Annotated in this window: 10 protein-coding genes; all 10 read left to right on the top strand. The window is 43.3% G+C overall.

The features are described from left to right. Positions 1-15: 15 nt before the first annotated feature. The 10 genes from argS to AB5170_RS15885 all read left to right on the top strand — a co-directional run bounded on the left by argS (position 16) and on the right by AB5170_RS15885 (position 13,943). A complete protein-coding gene (argS, locus tag AB5170_RS15840) occupies positions 16-1,782 on the top strand; it encodes an arginine--tRNA ligase (RefSeq protein ID WP_118579438.1) in 1,767 nt (588 codons plus the stop codon). A 162-nt stretch (positions 1,783-1,944) separates the two neighbouring features. Next, positions 1,945-3,825 carry an ABC transporter ATP-binding protein gene (locus AB5170_RS15845; protein WP_368361807.1) on the top strand — a complete coding sequence of 627 codons (1,881 nt, stop codon included), beginning with the start codon at positions 1,945-1,947 and terminating at the stop codon, positions 3,823-3,825. Beyond that, entirely contained in the window at positions 3,806-5,671 is a 1,866-nt protein-coding gene (locus AB5170_RS15850; protein WP_368361808.1) for an ABC transporter ATP-binding protein, read from the top strand. Before AB5170_RS15845 ends, AB5170_RS15850 begins: the two co-directional genes overlap by 20 nt. 271 nt (positions 5,672-5,942) lie before the next feature. Continuing rightward, positions 5,943-7,253 carry a protein kinase gene (locus tag AB5170_RS15855; protein ID WP_368365101.1) on the top strand — a complete coding sequence of 437 codons (1,311 nt, stop codon included), beginning with the start codon at positions 5,943-5,945 and terminating at the stop codon, positions 7,251-7,253. After that, complete coding sequence (locus AB5170_RS15860) at positions 7,250-8,518, top strand: hypothetical protein (protein WP_368361842.1); 1,269 nt, start codon at positions 7,250-7,252, stop codon at positions 8,516-8,518. The genes AB5170_RS15855 and AB5170_RS15860 overlap by 4 nt, the downstream gene beginning before the upstream one ends. A gap of 318 nt (positions 8,519-8,836) precedes the next feature. Beyond that, entirely contained in the window at positions 8,837-9,484 is a 648-nt protein-coding gene (locus tag AB5170_RS15865) for an HAD-IA family hydrolase (protein ID WP_368361841.1), read from the top strand. A gap of 20 nt (positions 9,485-9,504) precedes the next feature. Further along, complete coding sequence (locus AB5170_RS15870; RefSeq protein WP_118579453.1) at positions 9,505-10,320, top strand: CPBP family intramembrane glutamic endopeptidase; 816 nt, start codon at positions 9,505-9,507, stop codon at positions 10,318-10,320. Positions 10,321-10,523: 203 nt separating this feature from the next. Next, a complete protein-coding gene (locus tag AB5170_RS15875) occupies positions 10,524-10,895 on the top strand; it encodes a GntR family transcriptional regulator (protein ID WP_118579456.1) in 372 nt (123 codons plus the stop codon). Continuing rightward, the gene (locus tag AB5170_RS15880; RefSeq protein WP_173715908.1) at positions 10,892-11,791 is read left to right on the top strand and encodes an ABC transporter ATP-binding protein; all 900 of its coding nucleotides are present in this window, start codon (positions 10,892-10,894) and stop codon (positions 11,789-11,791) included. Before AB5170_RS15875 ends, AB5170_RS15880 begins: the two co-directional genes overlap by 4 nt. Next, a complete protein-coding gene (locus tag AB5170_RS15885; RefSeq protein ID WP_347087523.1) occupies positions 11,769-13,943 on the top strand; it encodes a DUF6449 domain-containing protein in 2,175 nt (724 codons plus the stop codon). The genes AB5170_RS15880 and AB5170_RS15885 overlap by 23 nt, the downstream gene beginning before the upstream one ends. Positions 13,944-13,961: the final 18 nt, after the last annotated feature.

Consider the following 13,961-nt stretch of genomic DNA (forward strand, 5'->3'; position numbering starts at 1 on the left):
AATTTAGGAGGATTTATGAAAAAACTTACAGACTACATGGCAGAAGAGCTTTCTGCAGCATTTGAAAAAGCAGGATACGATTCATCCTACGGTAAAGTAGGCGTTTCCAACCGTCCTGACCTTTGCGAATACCAGTGCAATGGTGCCATGGCGGGAGCTAAGGCTTATAAGAAAGCACCATTTATGATCGCAGATGACGTAGTGGGCAATCTGGCAGATTCCAAAGTATTTTCCATGAAAGAAATGGTAAAGCCCGGATTTATCAACCTGAAAGTCAGCGAAGAGTTTCTTGCAGATTATCTGAAAGAGATGGAGAAGGATGAGAAGCTTGGTGCAGACACAGCCAAAGAGCCGAAGACCATCGTAATCGATTACGGCGGACCGAATGTTGCCAAACCTCTTCATGTAGGTCATCTCCGTTCTGCAATTATTGGTGAAAGTATTAAGAGAATCGGTCGTTTCGTAGGCCATAAGGTGATCGGTGATGTTCATCTTGGTGACTGGGGACTTCAGATGGGACTGATCATTACAGAGCTGAAGCACAGACAGCCGGAGCTTGTATATTTTGATGACAGCTATACAGGTGAATATCCTGCAGAAGCACCTTTTACCATCAGTGAGCTTGAGGAGATTTATCCGTGTGCAAGCGGCAAATCCAAGGAGGATGAGGCATACCGTCAGGAAGCACTGGAGGCAACTCATCTTCTTCAGCAGGGCAAGCCGGGGTACATGGCTCTCTGGAACCACATTATGAGTGTTTCTGTTACAGACCTTAAGAGAAACTATGCGAATCTGAATGTATCCTTTGATCTGTGGAAAAAAGAGTCTGATGCGCAGCCTTACATTCCGGACATGGTAGAGATGATGAAGGAAAAAGGTTTTGCATATGAGGATCAGGGAGCGCTTGTTGTAGACGTTAAAGAAGAGACCGATACCAAGGAAATCCCGCCATGTATGCTTCTGAAATCAGACGGGGCATCTCTTTATACTACTACAGACCTTGCCACAATTGTAGAGCGTATGAAGCTGTTCCAGCCGGATGAGATCCTTTACGTTGTTGACAAACGTCAGGAGCTTCATTTTATCCAGGTCTTCCGCTGTGCAAGAAAGACAGGCCTTGTGAAAGAAGACACAAGGCTTTCCTTCCTTGGCTTCGGTACTATGAATGGAAAAGACGGCAAACCGTTCAAGACAAGAGAGGGCGGTGTTATGCGTCTTGAGAACCTGATTGCCGATATTGATGAGGAAATGTTCACAAAGATTGTAGAGAACAGAAGTGTCCGCGATAAAGATGCAAGAGATACTGCTAAGATTGTAGGTCTGGCAGCAATCAAATATGGCGATCTTTCCAATCAGGCTACCAAGGATTATATTTTTGATGTAGACCGCTTCACCTCTTTCGAGGGAAATACAGGTCCGTACATCCTTTATACAATCGTTCGTATCAAATCCATCCTGAACCGCTATGTGGAAGCAGGCGGAAACCTTGAAGCAGGTGAGATCCTTCCGGCATCTAACGGCAGCGAGAAGAACCTGATGCTTCAGCTCAGTGGATTTGGAAGCATGATCGAGAGTGCATTTGAGGAAAAAGCTCCGCATAAAATCTGTGCATATATTTATGAGGTTTCCAATGCATTCAACAGCTTTTATCATGAGACCAAGATCCTCAGCGAAGAGAATCAGGCGCAGAAGGAATCCTATATCCGTCTTCTGCAGCTGACCAAGAGAGTGCTTGAGACAAGTATTGATCTGCTTGGATTCGAGGCACCGGATAAGATGTAATAAAATAATAAGCAGATTATGAGGGGCTAGAGCCTTTTTCAAACATGCTATAGTCTGTGGTATGGAGCTGCGGCACTTTCTGGAAAAGTTGGAAGTGAGCGGCTCCTTTTTTGTATCGTTATGCTTTTTCAAACACGCTCTAAGGCAGAAAGGAAATGTCAGATGAAAGCGAAACCTCATACAAATTTTCAGCCGGACAGGGTGTTTTCCTATTTTCTGAAAGAATGGAAAGTGCTTCTGGCAGTGACTGTATCCGGTTTGATCTATAATATCGGCCTTCTGGCAGGTCCCTGGTTTGAGGGGAAAATGACCGGCTGCCTGGTGGATATCCTGAAAGGGGCTGACCAGTTTTCAGATATGCTGGTTCTGGTACTGGGCTATGTGACCGCTATTGCAATTGTCCAGACTGCCAGATATATCAAGCGGTTTTATGTGCGGCGTTTTGCCAACAATGTAAATCGAAGAATGAAAGAAATCCTGTACGCCAGTCTGGTGCGGAAAAGTCGTGCAAGCCTTCGGGAAGAAGGCGAGGGAAGCATTATGACCAAGGCAATCCTGGATGTGGATGACTGTGTGGAGGGAATGCGTAAATTCACTACGGAGATTTTTGATACAGGAGTTGCCCTGGGTGCTTATGCAGGAATGCTTTTGTGGTATGATTTCAGGCTTGCACTGCTTTGCATGATCTTTCCGCCGATTTCCTATATGACGGCGGAGAAGATGAAAAAGATGATCCAGAGAACTGGTGCTGCATACAAAGAGCAGTCAGGATATTTAAGTACAGCTATTCTTGACCGGGCAGAAAATGCTATTACATACCGTGTTTTTGGATGTGAAGAGGAGCGCCGAAAGGCATATGAAGAGAATCTTACTTCCTACGAAAAGTCAGCCATAAAGGCGAATATCTGGAATTCCATCATGCCTCCGCTGTACCGGATCATCTCCATGGCTGGTGTGCTGTTTATCCTGTATTTTGGGCAGAAAAATGTTCTGGGAACTGGCTGGAGCACATGGAACATTGCATCTTTTACCACTTTCCTGGCATGCTTTGTGAAGCTGTCAGTGAAATCTTCCAGTGCAGCGAAGCTGTTTAATGCAGTGCACAAGGCGCAGGTTTCCTGGAAGCGTATTAAGCCGCTTTTGACAAAGCAGGAAGAAATTCCAAAGAGTGAGAAAAATGTGTCTGGAATTCTGGAAAATGGGAAAGTGGAAAAGATCGAAAATGTGTCTGCTAAACATGCAGAAGAAACATTGTCGCAGAAGGAACTATCTCAGCTAGAGATAGCCCAGTCAGAAATTCGTTACAGGAACGTAAAACAATTGCAGGTCCGTCATCTGAATTTTGCTTATCCGGATGGGAAACAGATTCTGAAGGATATTTCCTTCAAAGCTGAAAAAGGGCAGATAATCGGAATTACTGGACCAGTGGCCTGCGGAAAGTCTACTTTGGGAAAAGTATTTTTGTGCGAGTATCCATATGAAGGTCAGATTCTTGTGGATGGCAAAGAGCTTCAGAATATGCCCCCATCCTGGCAGACGAATATCATAGGCTATCTTGGTCATGATCCGGAACTGTTTAACGACAGCGTGGAAAACAATGTGCTTATGGGTGAACAGAAAAAGACAGAGGATTTCCTGAAAATGGTTTGCATGGCAGAAGAAGTAAATGAGATGGATGATGGTTTACAGACTCTGGTAGGAAATGGTGGCGTACGTCTTTCGGGCGGACAGGGAAAACGTCTGGCTCTTGCAAGAACTCTTTGCCACAAAAAAACGGTTCTGATTCTGGATGATCCTTTTTCGGCTTTGGATAAGAGCACAGAGAGACAGATTTTTGCCAATTTAAAAGCACAGTCGAAAGAGAATATTGTGCTGCTGATTTCCCACCGTCTGTATCTGTTTCCTCAGATGGATCAGATCATCTGGATGGAAGATGGAAAAATAGTAGTGGGTACGCATGAAGAATTGCTTGAGAAGGTACCGGAGTATAAGAAATTATTTACTGAGGAAGGAGGTGCAGAGAGTGAAGACAGACAGAAATAAGAACAACTTGAAATCAGAAGAAAATATGATTTTGAAAAAGAGCAGAAGGTCAGATACAAATGTTTTTCCGGCAGAAAACAGGGGCAAAGGGAAATTTGCAAAAGCGAAAAAAAGACAGGTAAAAGGTGTGATCTGGAAAACAGTTCTGCAGCAGAAATGGCTGTCTATGGGTATTGTCTTTGCTGTAGCAGGCGCAGTGGTAACGGCTCTTATCCCGCCGCTGATCCTGGCAAAAATCGTAGATACAGTCACAGCGGGAAAAGCCGTGACATTCTGGGTGATTTTCCTTTATTTTGCAATGCTTGCACTTACCGGATTCATGGAATCTGCCAGGGAAGGTCTGCTTACCGTATTTGGGCAGAAAATCACACATGCACTTAGAAGCAGCCTTATGGAAAAATTCATATGCCTTACTTCTGACAAACTGACAGGGCTGGAACCTGGAACTCTGGCTTCACGCTTTGTTGGTGATGTAGATACTGTGGAAAATCTTTTTACCTCAGGGATCATCAGCATGTTTGCTGACGCCTGCAAGATTATCAGTATTCTGGTGGTGATCTGGTTTGAAAATAAGGGACTCACTGTGGTGCTTCTTGTAATGCTGCCATTTCTTTTCTGGTTTACCAGACATGTGCAAAAAAACATGCTGGCAGCCCAGATTGAAAATCGTAAGGCTGTGGGAAGAGCCTCTGGCCATGTGCCGGAAACCCTTCATAATATCCGTACCATCCATTGCCTTGCCAGGGAAAAATATATGGAAGAGCGTTACGATACTTATATCGGGGAAAGTTACCAGGCAATGGAGAAAACCAATTTTTATGATGCAGTATATTCACCGGTGATCTTGATTTTAAATGCAGTCGTGGTTGCAGCTGTGATGCTGCTTTCAGCATCTGGAAATAAGATGGTGCTCACGTTTTTTGGAATGTCTGCGGGAACTGCAGTGGCTGTGATCAACTATATTTCACAGATTTTTTCGCCGTTGGAAAGTCTTGGAATGGAGATTCAGACCATCCAGTCCGCGGTAGCTGGAATCCATAGGATTAATGAATTCTTTGGGCTGGAGGAGAAAGAAAATGGCGCACAGGAGAATGGAGATACCGAGAAAACCTGGAATAATCCGGCAACAAAAATAGAAGAAAACAGAAATGAAAAGATTAGCCGAAAGGAAGCGATGACTGATATGGAAGAAAGGCACAGACTGGGAGCTTCTGGCAGTAATAGTTTTCCGTTTGTAGAATTCCGGAATGTAACCTTCGGCTATGATGAGCATGTGGTGCTGGAGCATCTGAATTTCAAGGTGATGGATACCGATCAGGTGACTCTACTCGGACGAACTGGTGCAGGAAAGAGTACGATATTGAAGCTGCTTCTTGGACTTTATGAGCCGGATCAGGGACAGGTACTGCTCCACGGCATTCCGGCAACGGCTGTGAGGGCTGGAGAACGACGGAAACTCTTTGGATACGTAGAGCAGACTTTTCACATGGTGCCGGGAACCGTACGCGACCAGATTACATTATATGATGACCGGATCTCTGAGCGTCAGGTAAAGGCTGTTGCAGAGCTTACAGGTTTAAAAGAGGCAATTGAGAGTCTGGAAAATGGTTACGATACTTATTGCACCCCGGAGATTTTTTCCCAGGGACAGTGGCAGCTGCTATCCATTGCCAGGGCAGCAGTGGCAGAGCCCAAACTGCTTCTTCTGGATGAGATCACTGCAAACCTGGATGCGGAGACAGAGAAGGCTGTTCTGGCCGCATTGAAACGTGTGGCAAAGGATCGTACCGTTATTTCCATTTCACACAGAACGTCCGCAGAACTGGGAAGGACGATTCAGATTTAATCTGAGATTGTGAAAAGCACTTATAAAATTTTTATAAAGTGCTTTTCACAGTGGATTTTAAATGTTATAATTCTAATTACATTCTTACATGTCTGATCTGGAGTTTTTTATCATGCTTCAGAATAGCGGGCATTTCATAATCACTAATTTTTATTCTGTTTATATTTATCATTTGCCGGAAGTCATCGGCAGCATTCACTTAATTTACGCGGACAAGGAGTTGAAGCCTTTTTTGTCTCGTTTTTGTTGTTGGTAAAGGGTTGCGTTTTATGTGAAAATCGAGGTGATTATCATCAATCTTACAGGTATGATCTTGAAAATGCGTTACTGTATCCTGGAGCAGGTAGGTGCAGGTGGGGAGGGGCATTTGTACCTTGCCAGGGATATGGAGCTTGGAAATTACTGGGCAGTAAAAGAACTTCCCCTTGAGAAAAAGCGTGAAGCCAGACTGCTGCGGCTTCTGGAACATCCATCCATTCCACGGATGGTAGATTATGTGGAAAATGGGGATCATTGTTATCTGATCATGGAATATATTCGTGGAAAGTCCCTTGGACAGATGTTAAAGGAGGGACATGTTTTTGCAGTGGATGAGCTTCTTTCCCACGGAGACACTGTGCTTGCAGTTCTGGAATATCTTCATGGGCAAAAGCCGCCGGTATATTATGGGGACTTGAAACCGGATAATCTTATGCTTTCAGATTCGGGCAAATTGTATCTGGTGGATTTTGGGAGCGCGGTGTTTGGATTTGGAGAAAATCAGCGGATCTGTATGGGAACAGAAGGCTTTGCAGCTCCAGAACAATATGAGGGAAAAGTAAACAGCTCCAGTGATCTTTATGCTTTGGGAAAAACATTACAGGCGCTGGCAGGAAAAAACTGGTTATCTGTTTTGTGGAAAGTTCCTGGGTTTGCTTTGTTTCTCTATAAATGTACCCGGCCTCAGGGGAAAAGACGATTTGAAAATGCGGCACAGGCAAGAAAAATGCTTTCTGGTATAGGAAAAAGAAAAGGGCTTGCCAGAAAAAATGCAGCGGTGGTGATTGGAACTACGGGGATTTTGCTGGCTGCAGGTGTATTTCTTGCAGGATCAGAGCAGCAGGCAGCTTTCGAAAGTGCATTGGCAGAAGTAACGAAAGGATATTACGAGATAGAGGAAAATGAGTCTTCTTCGTTGTCAAAGAAATTTGCAGCAGAAGCGGATAAAAAAAGTACAGACAAAGAAGCAGATAAATTTCTTCTTAAAAAATGCGAGCATGCAGAAAGTGCTTTGCAAAAACTGCAAAAAGAATATACGAAAGATGAAGAGCAGAGAAAATTGCTTTTATTCTTGGCGGTAAATGCGGAACTTCAGAAAGAGTGGGAACGGGCCGCCGTGTATTATGAGCAGCTGCTTTTGTATGCGCCGGAATTTGCAGAAGGGTATGGGAAATATGGACTGTTCCTTTTGCGAAGAGGTCAGAAGAATTCCAGCAGGAGACTTTATGTTTTATACAGAAGCAGTAAGGCAGATGGGACGGATTGTAAGAGCGTTGAAATCTGGGAAAAACAGATGGAAAGTGAAACAGGTGAGGGAAAATGAAAAGATGGAGAAGCATAAGGAGAAAAATTGCGAAAAATTCAAATCGAAAAGGTATATATTCGCACAGCATCTGGAATAACTTTCGGAAACCTGGAATTTATCTGATGGTGACAGTGATTTTACTTATTACCAAAGTTGGTATACTTTACACTTATGGTGGGGAATTTGGAGGATTTGATATCGATATTGGTGCTGATGAAGGTATATTTGATAATTGGGAGGAGGCTGAAGGAAATCAGGAAACTACGGAGCCAGAGCAGAAAGAAAATGGGAGCAGCAATGGTAATGAGAGTAATAACAACAGCAATAATGACAGCGCGAATGGCGGTACTAGCAGTAATGACATAGAAAATGACGATAATAATGACAGTCATAATAGCGGCAGCAGTAACGATAATAACAGCGGGAATAATAACGGTAACAATAGCAGTAATAGCAACGCAGGAGCTGGCTTGTCGAAAACAGAGAATGGTGATAACACAGGTGATAAGGAGGGCTTGGAAAAACCTCAAGCTGCGGGTTCTGAGAGAAGACCAAAAGAAAACAAGAAAGAAAACAAGAAAGAAAACAGTGTCACGGCAGCCTCACCGGCAAACAAAAACGCAGAGAATAAGAAAACGAATATAAATGCAGACAACAGTGCCAATGGAACTGAGTCTAAAAGCAATACTACAAAAAACACTTCTCGTGTAAAGAAGGATAGCTCAAAAAGCAAAGAAGAAAAGTCAGAAGATACCGCAGCAGATGAAAATATAAGTGAAAGCAGGATTACTGCCAGAGAAACAAAGAATACTGATCGGAAAAAAGAGAATAGGGCCAAAGCAAAAATTACGGAATGTTCCAAAAAAGAAAATACCAGTGAGCACTTGAAACTCACAGGAGCCGGCACGGTTTTTACAGCAGTCGGAATGGCAAAGACATCTCATGGACTTGGATTTTATAACAGAAATGATGAAAATAGAGAAAAAAATGAAAATACAAATAAAAACAATAACATAAATGATAATAAAAACGGCACAATACGTTTTATACACGAAGAAACAGTCCCTGTAAATGAATATCCTGAAATACAAGTTATAAGAACTACCGGTGAGCAGGATGTTACAATTCTGTCTTTGAACTTAAATGGTGATGAGATTTTCTGGCACCAGAAGGGGGATACCCTTATATTTGACCAGCCGATTACAGCGAAGGAAAATACTGTGAAGGTGATTGCGGTAATAGATGGGAGAAGAATTGTGCATATGCCTATATGGGAGTTTTGAAAGTGTGTATCAACTGTTACTGGTCACGGAGTGGTTACTGTTCACTGGTAACGTTCCGCGAGGCGTTTTTTGTGAACAAAGTTCACAGAAAACCCGAGAATTGCGGCGCGAAATCATGCGAATGCATGATTTCTGTGCATCGCGAAGCGCATTACTGTGAACGGAGTGAACAGTAACACGGAGTGAATGGTAACCATCAACTAAGATTTTGCCATCTGGACGTTATAAAGAAATGATGTTATAATTAACACCCATATAGCGAAAGACTTGAAAAATCAACGACAAAAATTACATGACGGTACAGGAGGCAAAACACAGATGTACAAAGCTATTTTATTTGATCTGGACGGAACTCTCACCGATTCCGGGGAGGGAATCACCAAATCCGTACAATATGCTCTGGAGAAGGTAGGAAAACCAGAAACAGATCTTCAGAAGCTGCGCATTTTTGTGGGACCGCCCCTTTTGGAGCAGTTTCAGGAATATGCGGGAATTGACGAAGAAACAGCAAGAAAGGCAGTTGAGATTTACAGAGAACGATACGCACCAGTGGGGATTTATGAGAATGAACTGTATCCTGGCATTCCGGAAATGTTATCCGGACTGAAACAAAGAGGATACAAGCTTGCCATTGCGTCTTCCAAACCAGAGAATTTCGTGAAGATCGTTGCGGAATATTTCCATATTGATTCTTATTTTGACGAGATGGTTGGAAGTGAGCCTGAGGGTAGACGAACCAATAAGACAGAGGTGATCGAGGAAACTCTGAAGCGGCTGGGATTTTCTGAACACCGTGACCAGGTGATCATGGTGGGGGATAAAGAGCATGATGTATTTGGGGCAAGACGCGCCGGATTGGAATGCATTGCAGTTTCCTATGGGTACGGAACCGAAGAAGAACTGAAAAATGCCCATCCTTTTAAAATTGTGAATTCGGCAGAGGAAATACTGGATTTTTTCGTCTGAGCCCCAGAAGAAAACAGAAAATGCCGGTTTTGGCATGGAAGTGTCTGTATCCGGTGGGAATCCATTTTGTGCTTTCCCAGCTTGTCTCCTATCTGGGACTGTATTTTCTGGTGCAGCGGACTGGCGCAGATATGAGTGCATATTACCAGCATGTGCTTATGCTGACTGGTCTGACAGGGATTTTGGCTGCAGTTCCCTGCATATTGTTGTATCGGGGCGATTTTTCAAGAAGAAAAGAAACCGGGATATTATATCCTGCAGCTGATCGTCACCTTCCTGTTCCTGAAATTCTGGGGTTTCTTATAATTGGCGCATTTCTTGGTCAATATGGAAACATTCTGGTAGGGCTTTTTCAGCAATATTTGAATCCGGAAGCTTATCAGGAAACTCAGTCCTTGATTTCCGAGGGGAAAAGTATCTGGAGTCTGATTTTCTGGATGGGGATTGCAGCACCTTTTGCAGAAGAGGTTATTTTCCGCTGGCTGGTATTTCTTCGTATGAGAGATAATATGCGCGTGATCACAGCTGCACTGTTTTCAGGACTGACATTTGGAATTTACCATATGAATCTGCTCCAGGGAGTGTATGCAACTATTATGGGATTGCTTTTCGCATTGATCCTGGAATGGAGAGGAAATCTGTTTGCCAGTGTATTTCTTCATATGGGGGCAAATATCTGGAGCCTGCTGGTCAGTGATGTGATGCTGTACATGCTGGATCATACAGGAGCCACATCCGTAATTGCACTGAATCTGTTTCTTGTTTTTGCAGGAACTTATGGTATCTGGAGATGCTATAAGAATTACCAGAAACGAGGGTGTACGAGGCTGATATAAAATATAATCGCAAATATATTAAGAAAAATAGAAGACCTTCTTACAAAATCCTGGAAAAACAGGGGAGATTGTGAGAAGGTTTTTTGTTGGCGCATTCCACTTTATAAACATTTAAGAATTTCCCGTCTTGAATTTAAAGTACACATATGCTATCTTAAGTGTATTAAACGTATTAATACACTTAGAAAGGAGGAGGCCTGTCTATGATCGTTTTAGATTATCAGGACAGAAGGCCACTGTACGAGCAGGTGGAGGAGAAATTCCGGAACCTGATCCTGAAGGGAGTACTGGAGCCAGGCTCCAGAATGCCCTCTGTGCGGCAGCTGGCCATGGAATTATCGATCAACCCCAACACCATCCAGCGAGCCTACATGCAGCTTGAACAGGAGGGACTGATCTACCCGGTTAAAGGAACAGGAAATTTTATCGCAGACAGTGAAGAAGTGCGTAAGCTTAGCAAAGCTTCCTATACAAAAGAACTAAAAGCCATGATTCAGAAGGGAAAGGCTATGGGAATGAATGAGGAAGAGCTGATCTATATTATCGGGGAGTGTTACAAGGAGGAGAAGCCATGATAGAAGTCAAAGAATGCAGTAAGGCGTTTGGCACTGTCAAAGCGGTCAATAAAGCAACTCTGGATGTTGGAGTGCGGGAAGTGTTTGGTCTTGTGGGCAGTAACGGCGCCGGGAAAAGCACCCTGCTTCGGATGATGGCTGGAATTATAAGGCCAGATGAAGGGGAAATCCAGATTGACGGTATGCCAGTGTATGAAAATGAAGAAGCAAAGAAACTGTTTTTCTATATCTCAGATGACAGTTATTTTCCGGCAAATTATACAGCAATGGATCTGGTGCGCTTTTACCGGAACTTCTATCCTCAGTTTCGAACCAGGTTTTTTCATGAACTGATGGAACAATTCCATCTGGAAGAAAATCGCAGAATTGCAACTTTTTCCAAAGGTATGAAAAAACAGGTTCTGGTAATCATCGGTGTGTGCGCGGCAACGAAATATCTGTTTTGCGATGAGACCTTTGATGGACTTGATCCGGTAATGCGTCAGGCAGTAAAGAGCCTGTTTGCGTCGGAGATTATGAACCGGGAATTTACTCCTGTGATCGCGTCTCACAATCTGCGCGAACTGGAGGATATCTGCGACCATGTCGGGCTTTTGCATAAAGGGGGGATTCTTCTTTCCAAAGATCTGGAAGACATGAAATTTCACATTCACAAGATACAGTGTGTGCTTAGCGGAAGACAGCAGGAAAAAGAACTGGAAAAGGAACTTCAGGTTTTGAAGGTGCAGCATCAGGGGTCTCTTCTTATGATAACAGCCCGGGGAACCAGAAGTGAGATCATAGAGAAGATCCAGGCCAAAAATCCTCTCTTTATGGAGGTGCTTCCTCTGACCCTGGAGGAAATTTTTATCAGTGAAACGGAGGTGGCAGGCTATGAAATCAAAAATTTATTCTAGCAGATATATGAAGGTGTCATCAAAAGGCATGATGTGGATTCCGGCTTTTGTGACCATCGGATTTCTTCTGGCATTTCCGGTGGCAGAGCTGATCATGCTGGGAAACTGGTTTGGAATGGGATACACCACCAGTGAGATCAATGCACTTTATGCAAATCTGTGGCAGGATGGATTTATGCTCACCGGACTTGCAGTTGCGGCAACTGCAGCATTGTTTAACGGAATCAGCCAGTTCTGGTATCTTTATTCACCGCGGAAAATTGATTTCTATCACAGTCTTCCGGTGAAACGAAGCAGAATGTTCTGGCATAAGACTTTGCAGTCCCTTTTGTATTATTTGCTTCCATATCTGGCAATGGAATTTTTCTCCGTCTGCATCGGGGCAATGAGGGGATTTTTCAGCCTTCATCTTATGAAACTGGCATTTTTGATGATGGTATTTCATTTGCTTTTATATCTGCTTTTGTATTTTTCGGTTGTGTTTGTAATCTGCATTACCGGCCATCTGCTTATGGGAGCTCTTCTGCTTATTGCAGTGGCTGCTTATGGACCGGTGCTTTCTGTTACTCTGCAGTTTTACGAAAAAGTCTTTTATTATACCAGCAGTGTAGGTGTCTATGGCTATATAAAAGGCTTGAGAGAAATGGCGTCACCAGTCATCCTTGCCTACACCTTTGTGGGAAAATATGCAGAAGGAAATTATGGTGGCATTCTGGGAATTGTGCTTCTGGTGACAATCGCTTTTGGCGTTCTTGGATATTATGCATTTGTAAACAGAAAATCCGAAAGAACCGGTATGGCCTTTGTTTTTCCATGGGTTGGCACAATCATAAGATTTATGATTGTGGTTCCCGGAGGACTTGGAATCGGACTTATTTTCTATATGCTTCCAAGTGACAATTCCAGAATTGTATGGTGGATTTTCGGATTGATTTTTGGAACCCTTCTTTCAGGAGGGATAATGGGAATTATTTATTACAGGGATTTCCGAAAATTTTTCTCCAATAAAATACAGTTTGTGGTAAGCGGGGCCTGTGTAGCATTTGTGGCCTGTATGTTCTTATTTGACCTGACTGGATACGACAACTATATCCCTTCTTATGATAAAATCGAAAATATTGCAGCTGAATTTACGGATGGCGGTGGATGGGAGAATACTTATAGCGTTGAAATAAATGAAGATGGCAAGATTTCCACACAGGATTCCGGATATTATAGGAATGGAGATCTTCTGGGCAATAATCTGGGCATTAGTCCTGATATTTATGCATGTGTGGAGCAGATTGTGAAGGAAAACAAGGTTATATGCCGATCCCTTTCAGAAGATAGTGACAACAGAGCGCTGTGGAACGGCGATATATGGGATTCTTCTAACGATACATCAAGACTTCAGATGCGTTATGACCTGAAATCCGGAAAAACTGTTTATCGCTCTTATATGGTCAGCACAGAGAATCAGAAGAACTTGTATAAAGAGGGATATGCGGAGGGAACCTTAAAGTCTGAGCGCTATTCCATTTTGAAGCTGGATGATAAATATGTGGATGAGGTGCGCTGTGATTTTATTACAGGAGAATCTATTTCCCTTTTCCAGGACAATAAGGCAAAGAGACAGCTGTTGGTGGATGCATTTCGTCAGGATGTAGAGGAGGCGGATCCGGAAGTGCTGACCGGAGAGCCATGTGCAAGCCTGAACATTGAGTATTCCGGAGTACCATCTGCAGAATCTGTTGATGCCATGGTGCCTGGCAGAACCGGAGACTATTATTTTTACGCATGCTTTTATGTATTCCCGCAGTTCAAAAGGACAGTTGAAATTTTGAAGGAAACAGGGTATCCTGTCTCTATGGAGGATGTGAAGCTGAGCGCTGTGGAAGTGGAATATTATATGAATGAGGAGCACAATGAATATTCTTCTCCTGTGGTTTACGATCAGCCGGAACAGCTGGAAGAACTGAAAAAGGTTCTGAGATGTTACCAGATGGTGCCATTCTGGGAAAAAAGGGAAGCTGATAAATGGGCCAGACTGAAGGTTGTGATTGACGGAGTGGAATCAGAGGCAGCGTGGTCCATAATGGCGAAGGATGTTCCGGAATTTATGAAAGAGGATTCACAGCGGGCATTATCCTTTGAGGTTTTTGAAAAGGAATAAAGAAGGAGAGCTACTATA

Source organism: Ruminococcus sp. RTP21484sp1_RTP21281st1_A8_RTP21281_210402, assembly GCF_040914025.1.
Lineage (GTDB): Bacteria > Bacillota > Clostridia > Lachnospirales > Lachnospiraceae > Blautia_A > Blautia_A faecis.